Consider the following 23,140-nt stretch of genomic DNA (forward strand, 5'->3'; position numbering starts at 1 on the left):
CATGATGTACCGGCTAGGACGTTGGCTCTCGGGCCTGACGGATTTCACCACCCTGATCGGCGGGCTCGCCATCGCGCTGATGATGCTGCACATCACCGCCGATGTGGTGCTGCGCTTTCTGTTTTCGTCACCGCCCCCCGGCACCATCACCTATGTGTCCAACTACTACATGGTGATCGCCGCTTTCGTGCCGCTGGCCTACGCGGAAAAGCTCGACGCTCATGTCAGCGTGGAGGTGGTGGTGGAGCGGCTGCCGCGAAACGTGCAGCGCCATCTGGCCCACTGGCTGCTGCCGGTGAGCGCCACGGTGCTGGGCTTCATGACCGTGAAAACCTGGGACGAGGCGATCACCAAATACCAGAGCGGCGCCGCGCTGGTGGAGGGCGGAACCACCATCATCACCTGGCCGGGCTACTTCATGCTGCCGCTGGGCCTCGGTCTGATGGTGCTGGTACTGGCCTATAAATTTCTGATCTACCTGACCGGTGCCCGAAGCGGGCTGCGCGTCAGCGACGAGGAACGCCGCCGCGAGGCGGACGTGCGTCCCCAGGCCGACGCGGAGGGCGGGCACCATGAGTGATGTGCAGATCGGTCTGTCCGGGCTGGCGGTGCTGTTCGTGCTGATCGCCCTGCGCCTGCCCGTGGGGCTGGCGCTGATCGGCGTCTCCTTCGCCGGCCTTTGGTACATGATGGGCTGGGGCATCGCCTGGGGCTCACTCGGCTTGATTCCCTATCAGTTCTCCGCCAACTGGGTGCTCAGTTCGGTGCCCATGTTCCTGTTGCTCGGCTACGTGTGCTACCACGCGCAGTTGACCCAGGGCCTGTTCCGGGCGGCGCGCCTGTGGATGACCCGTATTCCCGGCGGGCTGGCGGTGGCATCGATCTTCGGTACCACCGGCTTCGCGGCGGTATGCGGTTCGTCGGTGGCCTGCTCCGCCGCCATGGGCCGGGTGGCGGTGCCGGAGATGATCGAACACCGCTATCAGCCCGGGCTTGCCACCAGCACCGTGGCCATCGCCGGCACGGTGGGCGCGCTGCTGCCGCCGTCGATCATCATGATTCTGTACGGCATCATCGCCCAGGAGTCGATCACCAAGCTGTTCCTGGGCGGCATCGCCGCCGGCCTGATCACGGTGCTCGGTTACATCATCGTGGTGGTGACCCGGGTCAAGCTGAATCCGGCGCTGGCGCCCGCCACCGACGAGCACATCGACCGCGCGGAAAAATGGAAAGCCCTGTGGGAAGTGTGGCCGGTGGTGGCGATCATGGTCGGCATCTTTGGCGGTCTGTTCGCCGGGCTGTTCACGCCCACCGAAGCCGGCGCGGTGGGCGCCGCTCTGGCCTGCGTGGTGGCGCTGTGCAAACGCACGCTCACCTGGGGCCGCTTCCGCGACGCGGTGCTGGAAACCCTGCTCACCACCGGCACGCTGTTGATCATCGCCATGGGCGCCAGCCTGCTGACCCGCTTCCTGTCGCTGTCCGGCGCCGGCGATTTTCTGTCGTCACTGGTGATCGACGCCGGCGCCAGCACCTTCATGGTGCTGCTGATCATCGTGCTGATCTATCTGCTGCTGGGCATGTTCCTGGAACCCATCGGCGCCATGCTGCTGACGCTGCCCATCGTGCTGCCGATCATCGATAGCGTGGATCTCAGCCTGATCTGGTTCGGGGTGGTGCTGACCAAGCTGCTGGAGATCGGCATGGTGACGCCGCCCATCGGCATGAACATCTTCGTGATCAAAAGCGTGGTCGGCGACCTGGTCGCCACCGGCGCCATCTTCAAGGGCGTGCTCTGGTTCCTGGTAATGGACATCCTGGTGCTGGCGGTACTGATGGCGTTCCCGGACATCATTCTGTTCCTGCCCCGGGTGCTGGGCTGATCGGCGCGCGGCTCAGGCCGTCCGCCGGGACCGCAGCCACACCGCCAGCCCCTGGCTGTTGAGCGTCAGGTCCATGCCCAGCACCGCGTCGAGCCGCTGATCGTCCAGCCGCACGCCGTGCTCGCGGACCTGACGGAACAGGTAATCACGCAGGGCGGTGCGCAGCGCCGCCTCCAGCTGGTCATCCTCGACCTCGCCCGCCACCCGCTCGGCCAGATCCACGTAATCGTCCACCTGGCCGCGCAGCCGTTCGCCCAGGGTGCCGGGGTTTTCCACCGGCCCATAGTGCGTGAGGTACATGCGCTCGGCGTCCAATGCCATCAGCTTACCGATGGAGGCCTGCAGTGCCGGCGGATCGAACTGCACCGGCGTGGTGGTGGGCAGAATGAAGGGGCCCTTCTCCGTGGTCAGCGACGGGTAGGAGAGCCCGAAGGTATCGCCGGTGAAGACCCCGGCGGAGGCCGGGTCGTACACGCAGAAGTGATGTTTGGCGTGGCCCGGCGTATCCAGGAACACCAGCCGCCGATCCCCCACCGTCACCTCGTCGCCATCGCCGGGCGTGCGCACCCGCGATTCCGGCACCGGCAGGATCTCGCCGTAGGTCTCGCGAAACGCCGCCTCGCCGTACACGGCGGTGGCACCGGCCACCAGCCTGGCCGGATCGATCATGTGCCGCGCCCCGCGCGGATGCACCAGCAGGGTGGCCTCGGGCAGCGCCGCCATCAGCCCGCCCACGCCACCGGCGTGGTCCAGGTGCACATGGGTGGGAATCACGTATTTCACCTGTTCGCGAGCGATGCCCCGCTCCGCCAGCAGGTCGAGAATGATCGGCACCGTGTGGTGGGTGCCGGTTTCGATGATGGCGAACTCGTCGCCGCCGCGCAGCAGATAGCAAGCCGCCAGTTCCTCGCGGAGCATGGCGGTGTCGATGCGGGTAATGTCGTGGCCCAGGTCTTCGTAGCGTGAAAAGGACACAGATCCGTCTCCCCAGTCGTTTTTTTATGAGGCGTCCAGCGGTACCGCCAGCACCGCGAAGGTGTCGCCCAGGCTGACCCGCGCCGGGTGGCGGCGGCCGATCAGCAGGCCGTCCACCGGCGCCCGGTATTCCGCCGGGTCGACGCCGGTGCGCTCCAGGCTGTGCACCCGGGCGATCAGGTCGCCGGCGGTGACCGGGTCGCCCAGGTTGACGGCGAATTCCAGCAGCCCGGCGTGCTCGCTCTGCAGATAGTGGGCGGCGTCCGGGATTTCCAGCAGGCGGGTGGGGCCGGCCTGGGGTTCGCCGGCCAGGATGCCGGCGTGGCGCAGCACGTTTTCCACGCCCTGTTCCGCCAGGGCCACGCTTTCCGGGGTAGAGGTGCCTCCGCCGCGCAATTCCGTGCTGATGAACACCTTGCCCTGCGCTTCCACCACGGTGTCGTAGAGGGCGGCGCCTTCCAGTTCCGCCATCAGCAGGGTGTTGGGGGCGCCGAACGCCAGGGCGCCTTCCAGGCAGCGGCGGGCCAGGTCCCCGTCGTCGAGCCGGTGGGTGGCGGCGAAGGGCAGCAGGTCCAGGGTGCGGCCGCCGGAGTGAATGTCCAGGGCCAGGTCGCACAGCGGCACCAGATAGCGGGTGAAATAGTCGGCGATGCGCTCGGTCAGGGTGCCGGTGGGGTTGCCCGGAAAGGCCCGGTTCAGGTTGCCCTTGTCGATGGGCGAGGTGCGGGTACCGTTGAGGGCGGCGGGGTGGTTCATCATCGGCACGATGATCACCCGGCCGGTGACGTCCTCGGCGCGCAGGCGCCGGGCCAGTTTCAGCAGGGCGGTGATGCCCTCGTATTCGTCGCCGTGGTTGCCACCGGTGAGCAGGGCGGTGGGGCCCTCGCCGTTGCGCACCACGGTGATCGGGATCATCAGGCTGCCCCAGGCCGAGTCGTCGTGGGAGTGGGGCAGCTTGAGGAAGCCGTGCTGCACGCCGTCGCGGTGGTAGTCCACGGTGGCGGTGATCGGGCTGTCCGGCGTCGGGCTGTCCTGCATGGGGTCTCCTGGCGATCGGCGTGGTTCGGGTGCGGGGGCAGGCCAATATAGCCTGCCGGCGCGCCCCTCTACGAGCCCCGCGGGCCCCGGCGTCCGTGGCCATGACGGGCCGGGGCTTTGTCCCTATAATGCCGGTTTTCGCGGCCCGGCCGCGCCCTCCGCCATACAGGACGCCCCCATGACCGACAAAGGCACCCTTTATATCGTGTCGGCCCCCTCCGGCGCCGGCAAGACATCGCTGGTGGCCGCGCTGATCGAGAAGCTGCCACGGCTGCGGATTTCCGTGTCACACACCACCCGGCCCCGCCGGGAGGGCGAGGTGGAAGGGGTGAACTACCACTTCACCGCCCGCGAGCAGTTCGTGCGCATGATCGAGGAAGGCCGCTTCCTGGAACACGCCGAGGTGTTCGGCAACCTCTACGGCACCAGTGCCGACTGGGTGGCGGACACCCTGCGCAACGGCGAGGACGTGATCCTGGAGATCGACTGGCAGGGCGCCTCGCAGATCCGTCACCTGATGCCCGATGCGGTCAGCCTGTTCATCCTGCCGCCGTGCCTGAAGACCCTGGCGCAGCGCCTGCGCGGCCGCGCCTCCGACCACGACCATGTGATCGAGAAGCGCCTGGCCGGCGCCCGGGAGGAGATGAGCCACTACGCCGAGTTCGACTATCTGGTGGTCAACGACAACTTCGAGCGGGCCCTGCACGAGATGGCCTGCATCGTCGAGGCCGACCGGCTGAGGACCACCCGCCAGGCGGTCCGCCAGGCCGCCACCCTTGCCGACTTGTTGTCGGGCACGGAAACCCAGTAAAATCCCGCTCCCGCAACAGGAGAACCTCCATGGCCCGTGTAACCGTAGAAGACTGCCTGGAAAAACTGGACAACCGTTTCGAGCTGGTTCTGGTATCCAGCCGGCGCGCGCGCCAGCTGCAGACCGGCGGCAAGGAGCCGCGGGTAGCCTGGGAAAACGACAAGCCCACCGTGGTGGCGCTGCGTGAGATCGCCGAAGGCCACGTGACCGCCGAATCGGTGGAAAACCCGATGGCCGATCAGGGCGCCGAAGTGGACGACCTGGCCCTGCTGACCCAGTCGTTCGGCGAATAATCGCCGCCACTGACGCCGTCCGAGCGAGCCCGCCCTTCGAGGCGGGCTTTTTCGTTGTGCCCCCGCCGGGGAAATCCCTGCTTTATCAAGCACTCACGAGCCCCATCGTAGACAAATTGTCACGCCACTCCTAAGCTAGGAATCAACGTTAACCTTCAACGCCCTGGCGGCACGGCGAGGCCCCTTGCCCTCCATTCGTAACCTGGAAAAACGGCTGCGCAGTTACCTGACGGACGACCAGATCGCCCAGGTGACCCGCGCCTACCATTTCGCCGAGCGGGCCCACGAGGGCCAGTACCGGCGAACCGGCGACCCCTACATCACCCATCCGCTGGCGGTGGCCAACATCCTGGTGGACATGCACATGGACTCCGCCTCGCTGATGGCGGCCATGTTGCACGACGTGATCGAGGACACCGGTTACAGCAAGGAGCAGATCGCCGAGGAATTCAGCGAAGAGGTGGCCGAGCTGGTGGACGGCGTCTCCAAGATCGCCCAGATCAAGTTCGAGTCCAAGGCCGAGCAGCAGGCCGAGAACCTGCGCAAGATGATGCTGGCCATGACCCGCGACATCCGCGTGATCCTGGTGAAACTGGCCGACCGGCTGCACAACATGCGCACCCTGCACGTGATGAAGCCGGAGAAGCGCCGCCGCATCGCCACCGAGACCCTGGAGATCTACGCCCCCATCGCCTTCCGCCTGGGCATGTACAACATGCGGGTGGAATACGAGGACCTGGCCTTCCACAACATCCACCCGATGCGCGCCCGGCGCATCGGCAAGGCGGTGCAGGCGGCGCGCGGCAACCGCAAGGAAATCCTCTCCTCGATCAAGGCCAGCATCGAACACAGCCTCAAGGAAGAGGGCATCGAGGCCCGGGTGCTGGGCCGCGAGAAGCACCTCTACAGCATCTACCAGAAGATGAAGGAACAGCATAAGCCGTTCTCGGAGATCATGGACGTGTTCGGCTTCCGCATCATCGTCGACCGGGTCGACACCTGTTACCGGGTGCTGGGGGCGGTGCACAACCACTTCATCCCGATTCCGGGCCGCTTCAAGGACTATGTGGCGATTCCCAAGGCCAACGGCTACCAGTCGCTGCACACCACCCTGAAGGCCCACTCCGGCATCCCGCTGGAAATCCAGATCCGCACCGAGGAAATGGAGGCGATGGCCAACAACGGCATCGCCGCCCACTGGCTCTACAAAGCCAGCGACGAGTCCGGCTCGCCCACCCACACCCGCGCCCAGTCCTGGATGCAGCGCCTGCTGGAGATCCAGCAGAAAGCGGGCAACTCCATGGAGTTCCTGGAAAACGTGAAGGTGGACCTGTTCCCGGACGAGGCCTACGTGTTCACGCCCAAGGGCGACATCAAGGAACTGCCCGCCGGCGCCACCCCGGTGGACTTCGCCTACGCGGTGCACACCAAGGTGGGCAATCGCTGTGTGGCGGCGCGCATCGACGGCAAGCTGGCGGCCCTGTCCACGCCGCTGGAATCCGGCCAGACCGTGAAGATCATCACCGCCCCCAGCGCCACGCCGAACCCGGGCTGGCTCAATTTCGTGGTCACCGGCAAGGCACGCTCCAACATCCGTCATTTCCTCAAACAGCAACGCCGGGAGGACGCCGCCGAACTGGGCCGGCGCCTGCTGGAAAAAGCCCTGAGCGGCTATGAGATGGAACTGAGCCGGCTGTCCGAGGCGAGCCTGGCGGTGGAGCTGGCGGACAACAACTACGCCAGCTTCGAGGATCTGCTCGAGGACATCGGCATGGGCAACCGGCTGGCGCCGCTGGTGGCGCGCAAACTGGCCGGCGCCCGCGAGGACGAAGAGGAAAGCCGCGACCGGGACCGCCGGCCGCTGGCGATCCGCGGCAGCGAAGGGCTGATGGTGACCTACGCCAAGTGCTGCTATCCGCTGCCCGGTGACACCATCCTCGGCCACCTGAGCGCCGGGCGCGGCATCGTCGTGCACCGCGACACCTGCAAGAATCTGCTGGCGGAAATGCGCAGCGCCCCGGAAAAATGCATCCCCCTGGACTGGGATAAGGAAGTGGGCCAGGAATTCACCGCCGCCCTGCGCATCGAGCTGGTCAACAAGCGCGGCGTGCTGGCTACCCTGGCCAACAGCGTCTCCGAGCTGGGTTCCAACATCGACACCATCGACATGGCCGAGAAGGACCCCACGCTCTCGATCATCAACGTCACCCTCACCGTCAAGGACCGCATTCATCTGGCCCGCATCATCAAACGTTTGCGTACGCTGGATAATGTTGTGAGGATTCACCGTATCAGCGCCTGAGCCCGCCGGGCCGGTGCCATTCATTCAGCAGGAAAGCACAATCATGTCCAATCGTTCCGTGATCAACACCGACCGGGCGCCCGCCGCCATCGGCACCTATTCCCAGGCCATCAAGGCCGGCGCCACCGTTTACCTGTCCGGGCAGATTCCCCTGGACCCGGCCACCATGGAACTGGTGGACGGCGACATGGAAGCCCAGATCCGCCAGGTCTTCGACAACCTCACCGCGGTCTGCGAAGCGGCCGGCGGCGGCCTCAAGGACATCGTCAAACTGAACATCTTCCTCACCGACCTGAGCCATTTCGCCCTGGTCAACGAGGTGATGGCCAGCTACCTGCAGGAACCCTACCCGGCCCGCGCCGCCATCGGCGTGGCGGCCCTGCCCAAAGGCGCCGGCGTGGAAATGGACGGCATCATGGACATCGCCTGACGCCATCCGCCGGTGACTGGATCACCGGGTTTGCACCAAGGGGCATCATTGTGATGCCCCTTTTTGTTAGCGTCCGCACGGGTCTGGACCACGGCCTGGTCCGCCTTCCCGAGGGCCCCGATACCACCCGGTATGGCCGGCCCCGATGATTCCCGTGAAGAATCAACAGCTTTGCCCCAACCCCCTCGCTCCCTTTCCCCGCCGCCACCGCATGGCATTCAACTTGCCTGCTCCTCCCCGTCCAGACTCTGGGCTTTTGCCAACTGATGAACGGGGAACAAAGCATGACGACTTCCATGTCCTCCCTTTTTCACAAGGGAACGAGCACCTTTGTTTTAGCCGCCACCCTGGTACTGAGCGCCTGTGGCGGTGACTCCGACAGCCACGACGATTCCACCGGCACACCCGCGCCGAAAACACAGCCGGACGCCGTCACCAACACGGTCGCCGCCGATGCCGCCGCCATGGGCGGCTTCGCCGTCGCCGAGGAAGAGTACGACTTCGGCCGCATGACCGTGTACGACAACAAGAATGGCGACAGCTACGACACCGACATCCACGGCTATATCCAATACCCGGAGGACGCCGATGGCCCCTTCCCGGTAGTGCTGTTCCTGCACGGCCGGCACGGCACCTGCTACGACGGCCGAGGCATCGACGACGACGATTGCGCGAACCCGATTCCCAGCTTCCGGGGCTACGAATACATCTCCAGGAATCTGGTCAGCCATGGCTACGCGGTGATTTCCGTGGACGCCAACGACATCAATGACCACGACAGCGGCCCCTCCAACGGCGACACCGGCGGCCTGGCCCGCGCCATGCTGGTGGTGCGCCATCTGGACGAATTCCGCACCATCAACGCCGGCGGCGGTCAGGGGCTGGACGCCCTGGTCGGCAAGCTCGACATGAGCGAGATCGGCATCATGGGCCACTCCCGTGGCGGCGAGGGCGTCAACCAGACCGTGCTCTATAACCGCGCCCGGCCGGAGCCCCACAACATCACGGCGGTGTTCTCCCTGGCGCCCACCGACTACAACACCCAGACCGTCAGCCGGGTGAACTTCGTGGCGCTGGCCGGCTACTGCGACGGCGACGTGGAAGACCTGATGGGCAACTTCGCCTACGACACCAGCCGCTACGCCCTGGCCAATGATCCCTATCCCAAATTCCAGCTGATCCCCATGGGCGCCAACCACAACTACTACAACACGGTGTGGACCAGCGACAGCCGCCCGGACGACTGGACCATCCTGGACAGCGACGGCGACGACCCCTGGTGCGGCGAGAACGCCGCCGGCAACGGCCGCGACACCCCGGACCTGCAGCAGGCCCAGGGGCTGTTCTTCATCGCCTCCTTCTTCCGCTACTTCGTCGGCCATGAACAGGCATTCGGCGCCTACTGGAACGGTCAGACGCCGGTGCCCGGGGGCATCTGCCCCGACGGCCAGGGGCCGTGCGACGACCGCTACCTGCTCAGCGTTCTGGCACCGGCGGCGGACCGGCTGGTGATCGACGACACCCTGGACGCCGCCAGCCTGACCACCAACAACCTGGGCGGCTCGGTCTGGTTCGACGGCTTCTCCTCCTACGGGATTTGCCAGACCAATGGCCGGCCCGGCGAAGGCTGCGACGTGGCCACGCCTACCTTCAACATCGCCGAGCAGCTGTTCATGGCCTGGGACACCACCGCCACCTACCGCTCGGAGCTGCTCGGATTGAACGCCACCGACTATCAGGTGCTGTCCGTGCGCGTGGGCATTTCCCACGGCGACACCGACAATCAGGCGGGCCAGGATTTCCATGTGGCCCTGACCGATCGCGATGGCAAGCGGGTCGAGGTGCTCGCCAGCGACTACAGTGACGGCCTTTTCTATCCGCCGGGCCGGGCCTTCTACGACAGCAACCACGGATCCCAGAAGACCACCCTCAACGCCGTGGACATCCCGCTGACCGCGTTTGACGGCGTGGACTTCACCCGCCTCGACGCGGTGGAGCTGAGTTTCGACCAAACCCCGGCGGGCACCGTGCAGATCACCGACCTGGTGATGCAGCGGGTGGACTTCTAGCCGTTTCTCCTCCGCGAGGCCCCGCCCAAGGCGGGGCTTCCATTCCGCACAGCGGAACAGCCTCACCGAAATACACTTCTCCGCTTGACACCCTCTCCGACCGAGCCGGATATTAGCTCCACGCTTTGTGAAAATGCTATTTCGCAGAGCGGAATACCAGGTAAGACAGCAAGAAAAATACACCCATAACGCCAAGAATAACGGGAGACTTATCGTGGATTTTCCATCCGGAATACGCACCCGATCCCTGCTCGCCGGCCTGCTGGCCGCCGGACTGCTCACCGCCTGCGGTGGCGACAGCGACAACGACTACACCGAAACCCCCGAACCTCAACGCCAGCAGGACAGCCGCACGTTCGCCGTGAACGAGGCGACGCTGCCGTTCGATGAGGCCGGTGTCACCGGCCACGCCAACGCCAGCCGCTGGTGGGGCGTGCGCCCCAGCGGCGCCGGCTACCGCATCGAGGTGCCGGAAACCTGGAACGGTATGCTCGTCATGTACGCCCACGGCTACCGGGGCGAGGGCCAGGAGCTGACCGTGGGCAACCCGAGCATCCGCCAGCATTTTCTCGATGAGGGCTACGCCTGGGCCGCCTCCAGCTACTCCACCAACTACTACGACGTGCGCACCGGCGTGGAGGACACCAACGAGCTGGCGCTGGCGTTCAACGACATCGCCGAGGACAACGGCCGCAGCCTGGCCGCGCCCACCAAGATCTACATCATGGGCGGCTCCATGGGCGGCCACGTCACCGCCGCGGCCATCGAGGAGGAGACCTACCAGACCGCCAACAACAAGGTGCAGTACAACGGCGCCGTGCCCTTCTGCGGCGTGGTGGGCGACACCTACGAGTTTGACTATCTGACCCGGGCCACTTTGGCGGCGCAGCACTTCGCCCACACCGTCGATCCCAATGCCCCGCCCCTGGAGGCGTTTCCCGCCACCAATTTCGATGTGGCCGCCATCAACGACGTGGTATGGAGCACGGTGCCCCAAGGCGCGACCTTGGGGGTGCTCACTGAAGAGGGCGAAAAACTCCAGGCGTTATTCCGGCACCTTACCGGCGGCGAGCGCCCCCTGGCCGACCTCGGTTTCCGAACCGCCCTTTGGGGTACCGTGATGGGCACGGGTGGCCGCGACGGCACCGTCAACGGCATCCTCACCGGTGATCTCAGCGGCAACGCCGGCGTGGAATATCAGTTCGATAACGATCCGGCGCTGACCAGCGAGGAACAGGCTTTCAATGACACCATCCTGCGGGTGGAAGGCAACCCGGCGGCCAACGGTCCGCGTGGCGACGGCCTGCGCTGGATTCCGGTGATCAACGGCGAGTTCAACGTGCCGGTGGTCAGCCTGCAGGGGCTCGGGGATCTGTACGTACCGTTCGAGCACGGCAAGATTTACCGCGAACGGGCGGAAGCCAATGGCAGCGGCGGTTGGCTGGTACAACGGGCAATCCGGTCCCTGTCTCATTGCGACTTCACCCTGGAAGAGCAGGAAACCGCCTTCGACGACATGATCAACTGGGAACAGAACTCGATCGTGCCCGACGGGGACGACTTCCTGGACGCCGCCGCGGTGGCCAACGACGACTTCGGTTGTCAGTTCAGCAGCAGCCGCGCCGGTCTGCCGTCCTGTACGCCTCCGTAACCGGCGGGTTCCATCGACCGGAAACGAAAACGCCCCGCTGAGCGGGGCGTTTTTATTGGGCGGGGTCGCTTCAACCGCGATCCAGGTCCAGCTCCGAGTTAAGCACCTTCTCAAACCCTTCCGGCAGCACGTCGGCCCAGGCGCGCAGGTCCTCGCGCAGTTTGTCCAGGGTCGGGGCGGTCAGGTTGGCGTGGCCCACCTTGCGGCCCGGGCGCACGGATTTGCCGTACCAGTGCACCACGCCGGGATGCTGCAGCCAGGCCTGATCGAAGGGGGTACCGATCAGGTTCACCATGGCGGTGGGGCCGTGCACGTTGAGCGAATGCAGGGGCACGCCGGCCAGGGCGTGCACGTGCAGGTCGAACTGGGACCAGTCGGCGCCCTCGTGGGTCCAGTGGCCGGAGTTGTGCACGCGCGGCGCGATCTCGTTGACCAGCAGCTCGCCGTCCTGCTCGAAGAACTCCACCGCCATCACGCCGGCGAAGTCCAGCTCTTCCATGATGCGGCGCAGGATGTCCTCGGCGTGGGGCTGCAGCGCGGCGCTGGCATTGGCCGGCGCCAGGCTCAGTCGCAGAATGCCGTCCACGTGCCAGTTGCGGGTCAGCGGGTAAAACAGGGTCTCGCCGGACAGCGCCCGGGCGCCGACGATGGACAGCTCGCGGCGGAACGGAATCTTCTGCTCGACGATGGCCCGGCCGGCCAGCTCATCCACGGGCACCGCGCTCAGATCGCCGCCTTCGCCCACGATCCAGGTGCCACGGCCGTCGTAGCCGCCGCTGCGTGCCTTGACCACCACGCCGCCGAAGTCCGCCACCGCCGCCGTCAGATCGTCGGTTTGGTCGAGCAGGCGCCAGGGCGCGGTGGGGATGCCCAAGCGGTCGAGCATGGTTTTCTGATCGAAGCGGTCGGGGATGGTGGCCAGGGCGCCGCGCGCCGCGCAGCGGTCACTGGCCGCCAGTTGCGCGGACAGGCCGGTATCCGGGAAGGCCTCCCGTTCCACGGTGATCACCGGGTAGCGCTCCAGGCACTCTTCCCAGGTGATCGGCACCGCCAGATCGGAGGTACCGGGCAGCAACACCGCCCGCTCCGGGTCGTAGCGGTCCACCACCAGGCCGAGCCGGGCCGCCGCCTCGGCCATCATCAGGCCGAGCTGGCCGCCGCCGAGCACCAGCACCCGGTTCATTCGAAGCTTTCCTGGCCGAGCTGCGCGTCCGCCAGCACCTCGTCGGCGCGGGAGGCTTTCCAGTCGGCGATGCGCTTGAGCAGGTCCGGGTCCCGGGTGGCCAGCATCTGCGCCGCCAGCAGGCCGGCGTTCCAGGCCCCGGAGGCGCCGATGGCCAGGGTGCCCACGGCCACGCCCTTGGGCATCTGCACGATGGACAGCAGGCTGTCCAGGCCGGACAGGGCGCGGCTTTTCACCGGCACGCCCAGCACCGGCAGCGGCGTCAGGGACGCGATCATGCCGGGCAGGTGGGCGGCGCCGCCGGCGCCGGCGACGATGATCTGGTAGCCCTCGTCCACCGCCTGCTCGGCGAATTCCACCAGCCGTTTCGGCGTGCGGTGGGCGGACACCACCTCGGCCTTCCAGCCCACGCCGAACTGGCTGAGGGCGTCACAGGCTTCCTTCATGGTCTCCCAATCGGATTGGGAACCCATTACCACGGCTACCGGTATCGTCATCGCTTCATTCTCCCCTGGGGCGGTCGCGCCCTCGGCGCCCGATCTGAAAGGCGCACACTGTACCGATTCCAGGCCCGGGCACAAGCCCGGCCAAGGGCGCTAAAGATACCGCAGCGCGCCCCTCAGGCCCAGCGGGACGGTCATTCCGGCCGGTGCTCCGCCAGCACCGTTTGGTAGCCCGCCCGGTAATCGCCGTAGCGCGGGGTGTAACCGCCTTCGGCGATAAACCGGCTGTGGATGCGCTTGCCGGTGGGGGTCGCGTCCGGCACCGCCAGCGACAATCCCAGGCGTTCCGCCAGCCAGGCGTACACCTCCAGATTGCTGGCCGGATGGTTGTCGGTGCCCACCACCAGCGGCGGCATCGTCTCGCCGGCCAGCCAGCGCGTGGCCAGGGTGTGCAGCAGGCCGACGCAGTCGTCGCGGTGAATGCGGTTGCTCCAGGCGGCCCCGGGCAGTGCCTCTTCGCCGCGCGCCAGTTTTTCCACCTTGCTCAGCAGACGATGGCGCCCGGGGCCGTAAATACCGGAGAAGCGCACCGCCGTGGCCAGCCCCCGGGCGCTGATTTCCTCTTCCGCCGCCAGCACCACCTTGCCGTTGTAGCGGCTCGGGCGGGGCGGGGTGGTCTCATCCACGTCGCCGTCCTGGTCGCCGAACACCGCCGTGCTCGACACGAACAGCACCGGCGGCAGCGGCTGCCGCGCCGCCAGACCGTCCAGCAGATTCAGCGGTGCCCGCACATAGGCTTGCAGGTAGCCTTCCTCGTCGTAACGGGACGGGGTCATGATCACCACCAGCAGATCCACCGGGTCCGGCGGCAGGCGCGGCGCGCCGTCGAGCAGGTCCTGGCTGTACAGATCCACCCCGGCGGGGGCGGTGTGACCACGGCGGATGCCGCTGATACGGTGGCCGTCGGCGCCCAGCCGCGCGGCCAGGCCGGTGCCCAGGTCACCGAGACCGGCAATCAGAATATGGCTCATTGGGTAGCAGTCCGGCAGAATGGTGCATCATCGAAAAAACTTCTGGCGCTTATGACCCTAACAGAACTTCGCTATCTGGTCGCTCTCGCCCGTGAACGGCATTTCGGGCACGCCGCCCAGGTCTGCAACGTGAGCCAGCCGACGCTCAGCGCGGCGATCAAGAAACTGGAAGAACAACTGGGCATGCCGCTGTTCGAGCGGCGCCCCCGGGAAGTGGTGGTGACGCCCCAGGCGGAGCCCATCGTCGCCCAGGCCCAGCGCGTGCTGGAGCAGGCCGACCTGCTGGAGCAGATGGCCATGAGCCAGCGCGACCAGCTCGGTTCGCCGCTGCGGGTGGGCGCCATCTTCACCGTGGCCCCCTATCTGTTCCCGACCATGGTGCCACGGGTGCGCGCGGAAGCGCCGGAGATGCCCCTGTTCATCGAGGAGAACTACACCCACGTGCTGCGCGGCAAGCTGGACCGGGGCGAGCTGGACGCCATCATCGTGGCGCTGCCGTTCTCCGGCGGCGGCCTGGTGCGCGCCAAAATGTACGAGGAATCCTTCTCGGTGCTGCTGCCCGGCGACCATCCCTGGACCAAACAGAAACAGATCCGTCCGGAACAGCTGCTGGAAGAAACCCTGCTGCTGCTCGGCGAGGGCCACTGTTTCCGCGATCAGGTGCTGGAGCTGTGCCCGGCCATCGATTCCGAGCGCCAGCGCAACCTGGTGCAGATCGAGGGCGGCTCCCTGGAGACCCTGCGACACATGGTGGCCTCGGGCCTGGGCATCACGGTGCTGCCGGACTCCGCCCTGCACCAGCACGGCTACGACAAGTCCACCTTCGCGGTGCGCCCGTTCGCGCCGCCGGTGCCGTCGCGCACCATCGCCCTGGTGTGGCGCGACAGCTTCCCGCGGCCGAAGGCCATCGAAGTGCTGCGCCATTCGGTGCCCCGTGAAGGACTGGCGGCCTGATTTTGTCCCGATGAGCGCTCCGGTATGAGCCGGCCCGACGCGCCGGAACGCATCGACATCACCCGCCTCAAGGGGGTCGGCCCCCGGGCGGCGGAGCGGCTCGCCAAACTGGGACTGCACACCCTGGAAGACGTGCTCTTTCACCTGCCGTTCCGCTACGAGGACCGCACCCGCATCACCCCCATCGGCGGCCTGCGCCCGGAACAGGGGGTGGTGATCGAGGGCGAGGTGCTGGCCGCCGACGTGGTGTTCGGCAAACGCCGCTCGCTGCTCTGCAAGGTGGGCGACGGCACCGGTCTGGTGGTGCTGCGCTTCTATCATTTCAGCGCCGCCCAGAAGAACGCCCTGGAGAAGGGCCGGGCCATTCGCGTTTACGGCGAACCCCGGCCCGGCGCCGCCGGCCTGGAGTTCTACCACCCGGAGTACCAGACCGGCCCGGACCTGCCGCCGCTGGAAAAATCCCTGACCCCGGTCTACCCCACCACCGATGGCGTCAGCCAGAAGCTGCTGCGCAATCTCGCCGGCCAGGCCCTGCAATGGCTGCGCACCCACGAGCCGGAGGAACTGATCCCCGCCGGGCTGCTGGATCGCAGCGGCCTGCCCGGCCTGGCGGAAGCGCTCAGCAAGCTCCACCACCCGCAGCCCGACGATCCGGTGGACCTGCTGCTGGACGGCAACCATCCGGCGGTGAAGCGGCTGGTAATGGAAGAGATGGTGGCCCATCAGCTCGGCATGCTGACCAAGCGGGCCGGCCAGAAGGCCCTGGAAGCGCCGGCCCTGCAAGGGGACGGGCTCACCGCCCGGCTGCTCCAGAGCCTGCCGTTCGCGCTCACCGGCGCCCAGCAGCGGGTGATCGGCGAGATCCGCGCCGACCTGCGCCGCCGCCACCCCATGCTGCGGCTGATCCAGGGCGATGTGGGTTCCGGCAAAACCCTGGTGGCCGCCGCCGCCGCCCTGGTCGCCATGGAATCCGGCTATCAGGTGGCGCTGATGGCGCCCACCGAATTGCTCGCCGAGCAGCATCTGAACAATTTCCGCCAGTGGCTGGCGCCCCTGGGCATCCCGGTGCACTGGCTGGCGGGCAGTGTCGGCGTCAAGGCCCGGCGCGAAACCCTGGCGGCTCTGGCCGACGGCAGCGGCGCCCTGGTGGTGGGCACCCATGCCCTGTTCCAGGAGGCGGTGGCGTTCCAACGCCTGGGTCTGATCATCATCGACGAGCAGCACCGCTTCGGCGTGCAGCAGCGGCTGGCGCTGCGCGAGAAAGGCCGTTTCGGCAACCAGGTGCCGCACCAGCTGACGCTCACCGCCACGCCGATTCCGCGCACCCTGGCGATGAGCGTCTACGGCGACCTGGACACCTCGGTGATCGACGAAATGCCGCCCGGGCGCAAGCCGATCCAGACCCTGGCGCTGCCCACCTCGCGCCGCGACGACGTGGTCGCGCGCATCCGCGCCGCCTGCCTGGAGGGCACCCAGGCCTACTGGGTGTGCACCCTGATCGAGGAATCCGACGAGCTGCAGGCCCAGGCCGCCGAGGCCACCTTCGAGACCCTGCGCGAGGCGTTGCCGGAACTGACCGTGGAGCTGGTGCACGGGCGCATGAAGGCGAAGGAAAAGCAGGAACGGATGGGGCGCTTCTCGCGGGGCGAGGCGCAGCTGCTGGTGGCCACCACGGTGATCGAGGTGGGCGTGGACGTGCCCAATGCCACCCTGATGGTGATGGAAAACGCGGAACGGCTGGGGCTGGCGCAGTTGCACCAGTTGCGGGGACGAGTGGGCCGGGGCGGTGAGCAGAGCTACTGTCTGTTGCTGTATCAGACGCCCCTGTCGCAGACCGCCAAGAAGCGGCTGGCGGTGATGCGCGACACCAGCGACGGTTTCGTGATCGCCGAGGAGGATCTGAAGCTGCGCGGCCCCGGCGAATGGCTGGGCACCCGCCAGACCGGGGATCTGGCGTTCCGCATCGCCGACCTGGTCCGCGATGAGGCACTGATGGGCCCCGCGCGGCAGGTGGCCGCCGAGCTGCTGGCGCACCATCCGCACCAGGTGGAGCGGCTGCTGCGGCGCTGGCTGCGCGGCGGCGAGGATTTCGCCGACGTCTGAGGCGCCGGGGAGGAATCAGCGAGCCGAATCGAACAGCAGCTCGAATCCACCCCACATCATTCGCATGCCATCAAAGGGCATCTCCGGGAATTCCTGGCCTTCCATGTCCGCCTCCATGGCCCGGGCCGCCGCGTCGCAGGTGGCCTTGTCCGGCCACAGGGTCCAACCCACCACCGGCACCTCGCCGTCCTCGGCCAGGGTGGCGCGGTAGAAGTCGGTCTGCTTTCCACGGGGAACATCCACGCCCCAGGCTTCCACCATGCCCAGGCACCCACGGGGGCCGAACGCCTCGTCCCAGGCCCCCCGGGCCATGTCCAGGTACCGGCTTTGGTTGCGCTCCGGCACCGCCAGCGCGAAGCCCTGGATATAACCCACCCCCCGGTCCGTGCCGGCCACCAGGATGGGGTTGAAGCCCCCGAAGATGGCACGGCTGCCATCGAAGGGCATGTCCGGCATGGGGTGCGACGCCGGGTCCTCCTGCATTTTTTGCCAAGCGGCATCCGCGCTGGCCTGATCCGGCCATTCGATCCAGCCATAGACGATGCTCTCGTCGTCCTTGGCCCGCACCGCGCCAAACAGATCGTTGACCTTGCCCCGCTGGACATCCACGCCCCAGCCCTCGACCATTCGCGTCGCGCCCAGGGGCTCCAGCATGGCCCAGGCGGCCACCAGGTGTTCTTCGTATTGGCGTTTGTTGTTGGTCGGCACCGCCGTGATGGAGCCGGTGTAATAGGTCATTTCCAGTTCTCCTGGGACGTCGTCAAGTACACGCTCAAACCGTGTCGCCCGGGCCGTCCATTCCCCGGGCGAAATCAGCATCGCACTTGAAGTAGTAAAAAACAACCAATAGTATTTAAACATGACTAGTCGCACCCAAAAGCCCGCATCCCGCCCCCGCTATGACGAGGGCTGCCTGGCCGCCCACGCGCTCAACCTGATCGGCGACCGCTGGGCACTGCTGGTGGTGCGCGAACTGATGTTCGCGCCGAAACGGTTTCAGATGATTCGCGCCGGGCTGCCCGGCATCACCGCCAGCGTCCTGACCGGACGGCTGGCCCAGATGCGGGAAGCCGGCGTGGTCACCCACGACGAACGCCTGGGCAGCTATGCGTTGACGGCCACCGGCCAGGGGCTGCTGCCGGTTCTGGAGGGATTGTGCCAATGGGCACTGACGGTGCCGGGCCACGACCCTTCCCGGTTCATCAGTCCGTCGGCGTTGATGATTTCAATGGGTGCGAATCAGGTACCGGCAAAAGCCGGCGAGCCGCCCGGGTCGGCGGGGTTCGATTTCGGCAAGGAAGCCTTTGAGATGCGGGTGCGGGAAGGGCGGCTGTCGACCCGCCGGGTGGCGCGTCCGGACACGGACTTTACCCTGGCCGGCGATGGCAACGCGCTGGCGAGAGCGGTTTATGGCGCCGTTCCGTTGACGTCGCTGGTCGATGAAGGGGTGATTGAATTGAACGGTGATGTCGTCGCGGCGCAACGGTTCGTGGCGGGGTTCAGCCTCGCGCCTCGAACGGTTACGCCCCACGGCGAAGTCCTGCCCGCCCGAACCGAGACCTGAACGGCTACCTGAACGGAGAGCACCCGCGCGGCTCGACGGGCCCTCGCGACGTGACGGGAAGGGCGCCGATTAATCGGCGGCTTTCGGCTGGGGCGCGGTCAGTTCCGCCCAGGCGTCCTTGGTCTTTTCCCAGGCACCGCCAAAGCGGGCCTTGGCCACTTCCCAATTGTCCGCGGAGGCGGCTTTGAGTTGCTGGTATTCCTCACCCAGGTCCTCGCGCTTGTCTTTCATGTCGGCGAGCGCTTCCTGCTTCTGCAGGCGCGCTTCCTGGGACATGTCCTGCCAGTTTTCGTCGATGTTGGCGCGGGCATGGTCGATGTCTTCGTCCAGCGCGGTCATGGCCTGGCTCAGGGCGGCCAGCGCCTGATCCTTCTGTTCGACGGAAAACTGTTTGATGGCTTGCCAGGTGTCGCGCATCTGGGCCTGAACGTTTTGCTGCTCGGGTTGCTTCACGTTGGGAACGCCTTCGGTGGCGTCCTGTGCCCAACTGCTGGCGGTGGTGGCCATCATCAAGGCGGCGGCAAGAAGAAGGGAAGGTCGTCGCATGGGGTCTCTCCGGGAATTCGGCACTGATACTCCTCTATTATCGTCTTCCCCATTACACATGGGTGCAAAACACTGAAAAACAAGGGGTTAGTTCAACGAACTTGCCGAAACCGGTCGGGGCTCACGCCGTACCAGCGCTTAAAGGCCTTGCCGAAATTGCTGGCGTCGGAGAACCCGAGACGCCGCGCCACCTCGCCCACCGGCAGGCCGTCGCGGCGCAGCCAGTCGGCGGCCTGCTCCGCCCGCTGCGCCTCGATGAGCTTGCGATAGCCGCTGCCGGCTTCCGCCAGATGGCGCCGCAGTGAGCGCTCACTGAGATTCACGGAGGCGGCCAGTTCGGCCAGGGAGGGCGGGTTGTCCGGGCGCAGCCGCAACAGCCCGCGCAGGGTGCGAATCAGCGGCGGCGCCCGGTCCAGTTCCGCCAGCGCCTGCTCCGCCAGCTGCTCGTGCTGCCGGCAAAGCGCCGCGTCGCCCAGGGGCAGCGGGTCGCGCAGGCCGCCGGCGTCGTGCCAGATCACATTGCGCTCACCGCCGAAACGAACCTCCACCCCCAGACGCTCGCGCCACAGGCCGGCCACCGCCGGACGCGGGCGGCTCAGTTCGATATCACGGACCACGCCGGGGCGCGCCACCCGCTGCAGATGTTTCACGTGCACGGCGACAAAGGCGTCCAGGGCGCAGGCGTGCACCGGCTCGCCGGGCAGGGCCTGGATCGCCAGACCCTCGGCGCCGGGCCGGTGCAGCCGGGATACCGTGACGCTGGTGGAAATCAGCGCCTGGAATCGCACCACCAGATCCAGCACCCGGTCCAGGGTCGGGGCGGTCTGCACCAGCAGGCCCAGCAACCGCAGATGCATGGGTTGCGCCACCTGGCCCACGCGCAGGCCGATGGCCGGGTCGCCGCTGAGCCGTTCCGCCGCCGTCCACAGCCGGCTCATGGCGTCCACCGGCACACGCCCGCCGGGTTCGGTACCGAGCAGGGCCGGCTCCAGACCGGCGGCCTCCAGCAATGCCGCCGCCGACACTCCGCCGCGCTCCAGGGTGCCGACCAGCGCCAGCGGCCAGGCGGCCACGGTGGTGGCGGTGGTCACCGGCCACCATCCGCTGGCCGTTTGCCACCTTGGTGTGGCCCGGGCGTGGGGCTAGCCTGCCGACAGGCATTCCAATAAGGACAAGATTCCATGCGATACCTTTTTATTCTGCTGACGCTGGCGCTGGCCGCCTGCGGCGACGACGAGACCACCATCGCCGCCTCCGAAACCCCCGCGCCGGAGGCCCTGAAGGCGCACACCCAGGTGTTCAAGCAAGGCGTGGTGGAAGTCACCGACGGCGTGTATGTGGCGATCGGCTACGGGCTGGCGAATTCCATTATGCTGGAAGGGGACGACGGCATCATCATTGTCGACACCATGGAAACGGTGGCGGAGGGGCGCCGGGTGCTGGCGGAATTCCGCAACATCACCGACAAACCGATCAAGGCGCTGATCTACACCCACAACCACGCCGACCATGTGTTCGGCGCGCGCGCCTTCGCCGCCCCCGGCGAGGTACCGGTGTACGCCCATGAAAGCACCGGCTACTACATCAACCGGGTGGTGAACCAGATCCGCCCGATCATTACCGCCCGCTCCATGCGCATGTTCGGCCACCATCTGCCGGAAGGGGAACTGATCAACGACGGCATCGGCCCCTTCCTGGGGGTCGCCGAGGACAGCGAGCTGTTCGCCCTGCCGCCGGACCATACCGTGGATGAACAGCTGGACGTGACCATCGCCGGCCTGCGTCTGCAACTGGTGCACGCCCCGGGGGAGACCAACGACCAGCTGTTCGTGTGGCTGCCGGACAAGAAAGTGGTGCTGTCCGGCGACAACATCTATCAGGCGTTCCCGAACCTGTACACCATTCGCGGCACCCCCTACCGGGACACCGGGCAGTGGGTGGCCAGCCTCGACAAGATCCGCGCGCTGGGCGCCGAGTACCTGGTACCCAGCCATACCCGACCGCTCACCGGCGCCGACACCATCGAAAAGACGCTGACCGCCTATCGGGACGCGATCCAGTACGTGCACGACCAGACCCTGCGCTATATGAACAAGGGCTATACGCCGGATCAGATCGTCGAGCGGGTGCACCTGCCGCCGCATCTGGCGGAGCATCCCTGGCTGCAGCCGTTCTATGGCAAGGTCAGCTGGTCGATCCGCTCCGTGTTCGACGGTTACCTGGGCTGGTTCGACGGCAACCCGAGCACCCTGCAACCCCTGCCGGAGGGCGAGCGCGCCCGGCATATGGCGGAGCTGGCCGGCGGCGATGCCGCCCTGCTGGACAAGGCCCGCGAGGCGCTGGAACAGGGTGATGCCCAATGGGCGCTGAGCCTGAGTGACGATCTGGCGGTGCTGCGCCCGGACGACGACCAGGTGGCCGATCTGCGCGCCGCCGCCCTGCGCCGGCTGGCCGAGGGCGAGGCCAACCCCAACGCCCGCAATTATTACTTCACCGCCGCCCGGGAAGCCGCCGACGGGCTCAAGCCGGGCTTCCGGACGCCGCCGCCGGACGGCTTCCTGGCCACCCTGCCCATCGACAACTTCCTGCACGCCATGCCGGCGTTCCTGAAGGCCGAGGACACCCTGGACGCGGAGGAGAAGCTGGGCTTCGAGTTCACCGATTCCGGCCGCGCCTTCACCCTGGTCATCCGTCACGGCGTGGCGGTGGTGCACGAGGGCCTGGACGACGACACCGCCGCGGTGCTGGTCACCCGCGAGCCGGTCTGGAAACAGATCGCCGCCGGCCAGCGCAACCCGGCCATGGCCCTGGCCGGGGACGACCTGGATATCCGCGGCGGCAAGATCGCGGCGCTGCGCATTCTCGGCTACTTCGAAAAAATGGACTGAGCTTGCCCGATGGCGGGCAATCAAGGCATGCTCCCGGACCATGGCGCGGCTCAGGCCGCGCCGCTTTTTTCGATGGAACCGACGGGAATTCGCCATGATGCGCCGCTCCGGGCAATCGCCCCTTCTGATCGTCTCCGCCCTGGCCCTGGCCTTGTCGCTGGCCGCCTGTGACAACGGCACCGACGCCCCCGCCGAGCCCGACAAGAAAGACACCGCGCCGGCCACGGACAACGGGCAACCGGACCGGCCCGTGGAGACCGACGGCGGCGACAAACAGGCGGCCCGGCCGGTACCGGCCAAGCTGACCCACCAGATGGAAACCCTGGAACGGCGCCCGCAAGGCTGCGACGGGGACGATTGCCCCCACTTCGAGGTACGCCTGCAGGTCTATGAGGGCCAGCCGGAGCTGAACGCGGCGGTGCGCCGCCAACTCACCTCGCAGCTGGTGGTCACCAGCGAGAACCCGGCCAGCCCGGACAGCCTGGAGGCCGCCGCCGAGCAGTTCCTGAGCACCGCCGCCGGCGTCTCCGGGGAAGGCAGCCATGGCTGGGAGCTGACCGGCGAAACCCGCCAATTGGGTCGCTGGAAGGATCTGGTGACCATCGCCATCAGTAGCTATGAATTCACCGGCGGCGCCCATGGCCTGCCGGTCACCCGCTGGCTGAACTGGGATCTGGGCGAAAACCACGCGGTGCCCCTGGGCCGGCTGATCGAATCCGGCCAGGAAAGCGCCTTCTGGAACGCCGCCGAGCGCGCCCACGCCCGCTGGGTGGAAAAACAGGCCCCCGACGACGCCGGCTTCCGGGAGGACTGGCCGTTCCAGCAGAGCGAGTCCTACCGGCTTACCCCGGCCGGGGTGGTGCTGCATTACGACGTTTACAGCATCGCCCCTTACGCCATGGGCCAGCCGGAGCTGACCGTGCCCTGGAAGGACCTGGAAGGCGTGATCCGCCCCCGTTACCGGCCCCATTGAGGGGGC

The 23,140-nt window shown here is 67.1% G+C and carries 21 protein-coding genes; 13 read left to right on the forward strand and 8 right to left on the reverse strand.

Going from position 1 to position 23,140, the window contains the following annotated elements:
* Position 1 precedes the first annotated feature (1 nt).
* Positions 2-580 (forward strand): TRAP transporter small permease, encoded by a 579-nt coding sequence (locus ACLD0W_RS04375; RefSeq protein ID WP_410306276.1) that lies wholly within the window; start codon positions 2-4, stop codon positions 578-580.
* Positions 573-1,880: a TRAP transporter large permease gene (locus tag ACLD0W_RS04380; RefSeq protein WP_410306277.1), complete on the forward strand. Its 1,308-nt coding sequence runs from the start codon at positions 573-575 to the stop codon at positions 1,878-1,880. Before ACLD0W_RS04375 ends, ACLD0W_RS04380 begins: the two co-directional genes overlap by 8 nt.
* Before the next feature lie 12 nt (positions 1,881-1,892).
* Here the strand turns inward: ACLD0W_RS04380 and ACLD0W_RS04385 are convergent, their stop codons facing one another.
* Together ACLD0W_RS04385 and doeB are read right to left on the reverse strand one after the other, a co-directional pair.
* Positions 1,893-2,855, reverse strand: coding sequence for an MBL fold metallo-hydrolase (locus ACLD0W_RS04385; protein WP_410306278.1), 963 nt, complete (start codon positions 2,853-2,855; stop codon positions 1,893-1,895).
* A 24-nt stretch (positions 2,856-2,879) separates the two neighbouring features.
* Complete coding sequence (doeB, locus tag ACLD0W_RS04390) at positions 2,880-3,893, reverse strand: N(2)-acetyl-L-2,4-diaminobutanoate deacetylase DoeB (protein WP_410306279.1); 1,014 nt, start codon at positions 3,891-3,893, stop codon at positions 2,880-2,882.
* A 178-nt stretch (positions 3,894-4,071) separates the two neighbouring features.
* Between doeB and gmk the strand changes: the two genes are divergently transcribed.
* The 6 genes from gmk to ACLD0W_RS04420 all read left to right on the forward strand — a co-directional run bounded on the left by gmk (position 4,072) and on the right by ACLD0W_RS04420 (position 11,449).
* Positions 4,072-4,704 (forward strand): guanylate kinase, encoded by a 633-nt coding sequence (gene gmk / locus ACLD0W_RS04395; RefSeq protein WP_410306280.1) that lies wholly within the window; start codon positions 4,072-4,074, stop codon positions 4,702-4,704.
* A 29-nt stretch (positions 4,705-4,733) separates the two neighbouring features.
* Entirely contained in the window at positions 4,734-4,997 is a 264-nt protein-coding gene (gene rpoZ / locus ACLD0W_RS04400) for a DNA-directed RNA polymerase subunit omega (protein WP_204431273.1), read from the forward strand.
* A 184-nt stretch (positions 4,998-5,181) separates the two neighbouring features.
* Positions 5,182-7,299 carry a bifunctional GTP diphosphokinase/guanosine-3',5'-bis pyrophosphate 3'-pyrophosphohydrolase gene (gene spoT, locus ACLD0W_RS04405; RefSeq protein WP_410306281.1) on the forward strand — a complete coding sequence of 706 codons (2,118 nt, stop codon included), beginning with the start codon at positions 5,182-5,184 and terminating at the stop codon, positions 7,297-7,299.
* 43 nt (positions 7,300-7,342) lie between these two features.
* Positions 7,343-7,729, forward strand: a complete 387-nt coding sequence (locus tag ACLD0W_RS04410; RefSeq protein WP_228232888.1) for a RidA family protein — start codon at positions 7,343-7,345, stop codon at positions 7,727-7,729.
* A gap of 284 nt (positions 7,730-8,013) precedes the next feature.
* Complete coding sequence (locus ACLD0W_RS04415; RefSeq protein ID WP_410306282.1) at positions 8,014-9,798, forward strand: alpha/beta hydrolase; 1,785 nt, start codon at positions 8,014-8,016, stop codon at positions 9,796-9,798.
* Positions 9,799-10,012: 214 nt separating this feature from the next.
* Positions 10,013-11,449 (forward strand): alpha/beta hydrolase family protein, encoded by a 1,437-nt coding sequence (locus ACLD0W_RS04420; RefSeq protein ID WP_410306283.1) that lies wholly within the window; start codon positions 10,013-10,015, stop codon positions 11,447-11,449.
* A 70-nt stretch (positions 11,450-11,519) separates the two neighbouring features.
* Here ACLD0W_RS04420 and ACLD0W_RS04425 read toward each other — a convergent pair whose 3' ends face one another.
* From ACLD0W_RS04425 to ACLD0W_RS04435, 3 genes are all read right to left on the reverse strand, one after another.
* Entirely contained in the window at positions 11,520-12,632 is a 1,113-nt protein-coding gene (locus ACLD0W_RS04425; RefSeq protein WP_410306284.1) for a 5-(carboxyamino)imidazole ribonucleotide synthase, read from the reverse strand.
* Positions 12,629-13,129: a 5-(carboxyamino)imidazole ribonucleotide mutase gene (gene purE / locus ACLD0W_RS04430; RefSeq protein WP_228232882.1), complete on the reverse strand. Its 501-nt coding sequence runs from the start codon at positions 13,127-13,129 to the stop codon at positions 12,629-12,631. The genes ACLD0W_RS04425 and purE overlap by 4 nt, the downstream gene beginning before the upstream one ends.
* 140 nt (positions 13,130-13,269) lie before the next feature.
* Positions 13,270-14,106 carry an NAD-dependent epimerase/dehydratase family protein gene (locus ACLD0W_RS04435; protein WP_410306285.1) on the reverse strand — a complete coding sequence of 279 codons (837 nt, stop codon included), beginning with the start codon at positions 14,104-14,106 and terminating at the stop codon, positions 13,270-13,272.
* Between the two features lie 51 nt (positions 14,107-14,157).
* Here ACLD0W_RS04435 and ACLD0W_RS04440 point away from each other — a divergent pair, with 51 nt between their 5' ends.
* The gene (locus tag ACLD0W_RS04440) at positions 14,158-15,060 is read left to right on the forward strand and encodes a hydrogen peroxide-inducible genes activator (RefSeq protein ID WP_138773740.1); all 903 of its coding nucleotides are present in this window, start codon (positions 14,158-14,160) and stop codon (positions 15,058-15,060) included.
* A 24-nt stretch (positions 15,061-15,084) separates the two neighbouring features.
* Positions 15,085-17,163, forward strand: coding sequence for an ATP-dependent DNA helicase RecG (recG, locus tag ACLD0W_RS04445; protein ID WP_410306286.1), 2,079 nt, complete (start codon positions 15,085-15,087; stop codon positions 17,161-17,163).
* A gap of 15 nt (positions 17,164-17,178) precedes the next feature.
* Here recG and ACLD0W_RS04450 read toward each other — a convergent pair whose 3' ends face one another.
* Positions 17,179-17,901: a DUF1428 domain-containing protein gene (locus ACLD0W_RS04450; protein ID WP_410306287.1), complete on the reverse strand. Its 723-nt coding sequence runs from the start codon at positions 17,899-17,901 to the stop codon at positions 17,179-17,181.
* 121 nt (positions 17,902-18,022) lie between these two features.
* On the opposite strand from ACLD0W_RS04450, the gene ACLD0W_RS04455 reads away from it, so the two are divergent.
* A complete protein-coding gene (locus ACLD0W_RS04455; RefSeq protein WP_410306288.1) occupies positions 18,023-18,727 on the forward strand; it encodes a winged helix-turn-helix transcriptional regulator in 705 nt (234 codons plus the stop codon).
* A 69-nt stretch (positions 18,728-18,796) separates the two neighbouring features.
* Here the strand turns inward: ACLD0W_RS04455 and ACLD0W_RS04460 are convergent, their stop codons facing one another.
* Both ACLD0W_RS04460 and ACLD0W_RS04465 read right to left on the reverse strand, forming a co-directional pair.
* Positions 18,797-19,273, reverse strand: a complete 477-nt coding sequence (locus ACLD0W_RS04460; protein WP_410306289.1) for a hypothetical protein — start codon at positions 19,271-19,273, stop codon at positions 18,797-18,799.
* 92 nt (positions 19,274-19,365) lie between these two features.
* Positions 19,366-20,364, reverse strand: a complete 999-nt coding sequence (locus ACLD0W_RS04465; protein ID WP_410306290.1) for an AraC family transcriptional regulator ligand-binding domain-containing protein — start codon at positions 20,362-20,364, stop codon at positions 19,366-19,368.
* A gap of 90 nt (positions 20,365-20,454) precedes the next feature.
* Between ACLD0W_RS04465 and ACLD0W_RS04470 the strand changes: the two genes are divergently transcribed.
* Both ACLD0W_RS04470 and ACLD0W_RS04475 read left to right on the forward strand, forming a co-directional pair.
* A complete protein-coding gene (locus tag ACLD0W_RS04470; RefSeq protein ID WP_410306291.1) occupies positions 20,455-22,161 on the forward strand; it encodes an alkyl sulfatase dimerization domain-containing protein in 1,707 nt (568 codons plus the stop codon).
* A 94-nt stretch (positions 22,162-22,255) separates the two neighbouring features.
* Complete coding sequence (locus ACLD0W_RS04475; protein ID WP_410306292.1) at positions 22,256-23,134, forward strand: RsiV family protein; 879 nt, start codon at positions 22,256-22,258, stop codon at positions 23,132-23,134.
* The last annotated feature ends 6 nt before the right edge of the window (positions 23,135-23,140 follow it).

It is taken from the genome of Alloalcanivorax sp. C16-1, assembly GCF_046507805.1.
Taxonomy (GTDB): Bacteria; Pseudomonadota; Gammaproteobacteria; order Pseudomonadales; family Alcanivoracaceae; genus Alloalcanivorax.

Coding starts and splice junctions, on each gene's coding strand:
- ACLD0W_RS04375 (WP_410306276.1), top strand. CDS start 2: ATGATGTACCGGCTAGGACGTTGGCTCTCGGGCCTGACGGATTTCACC.
- ACLD0W_RS04380 (WP_410306277.1), top strand. CDS start 573: ATGAGTGATGTGCAGATCGGTCTGTCCGGGCTGGCGGTGCTGTTCGTG.
- doeB (WP_410306279.1), bottom strand. CDS start 3,893: ATGCAGGACAGCCCGACGCCGGACAGCCCGATCACCGCCACCGTGGAC.
- gmk (WP_410306280.1), top strand. CDS start 4,072: ATGACCGACAAAGGCACCCTTTATATCGTGTCGGCCCCCTCCGGCGCC.
- rpoZ (WP_204431273.1), top strand. CDS start 4,734: ATGGCCCGTGTAACCGTAGAAGACTGCCTGGAAAAACTGGACAACCGT.
- ACLD0W_RS04410 (WP_228232888.1), top strand. CDS start 7,343: ATGTCCAATCGTTCCGTGATCAACACCGACCGGGCGCCCGCCGCCATC.
- ACLD0W_RS04415 (WP_410306282.1), top strand. CDS start 8,014: ATGACGACTTCCATGTCCTCCCTTTTTCACAAGGGAACGAGCACCTTT.
- ACLD0W_RS04425 (WP_410306284.1), bottom strand. CDS start 12,632: ATGAACCGGGTGCTGGTGCTCGGCGGCGGCCAGCTCGGCCTGATGATG.
- purE (WP_228232882.1), bottom strand. CDS start 13,129: ATGACGATACCGGTAGCCGTGGTAATGGGTTCCCAATCCGATTGGGAG.
- ACLD0W_RS04435 (WP_410306285.1), bottom strand. CDS start 14,106: ATGAGCCATATTCTGATTGCCGGTCTCGGTGACCTGGGCACCGGCCTG.
- ACLD0W_RS04440 (WP_138773740.1), top strand. CDS start 14,158: ATGACCCTAACAGAACTTCGCTATCTGGTCGCTCTCGCCCGTGAACGG.
- recG (WP_410306286.1), top strand. CDS start 15,085: ATGAGCCGGCCCGACGCGCCGGAACGCATCGACATCACCCGCCTCAAG.
- ACLD0W_RS04450 (WP_410306287.1), bottom strand. CDS start 17,901: ATGACCTATTACACCGGCTCCATCACGGCGGTGCCGACCAACAACAAA.
- ACLD0W_RS04455 (WP_410306288.1), top strand. CDS start 18,023: ATGACTAGTCGCACCCAAAAGCCCGCATCCCGCCCCCGCTATGACGAG.
- ACLD0W_RS04460 (WP_410306289.1), bottom strand. CDS start 19,273: ATGCGACGACCTTCCCTTCTTCTTGCCGCCGCCTTGATGATGGCCACC.
- ACLD0W_RS04470 (WP_410306291.1), top strand. CDS start 20,455: ATGCGATACCTTTTTATTCTGCTGACGCTGGCGCTGGCCGCCTGCGGC.
- ACLD0W_RS04475 (WP_410306292.1), top strand. CDS start 22,256: ATGATGCGCCGCTCCGGGCAATCGCCCCTTCTGATCGTCTCCGCCCTG.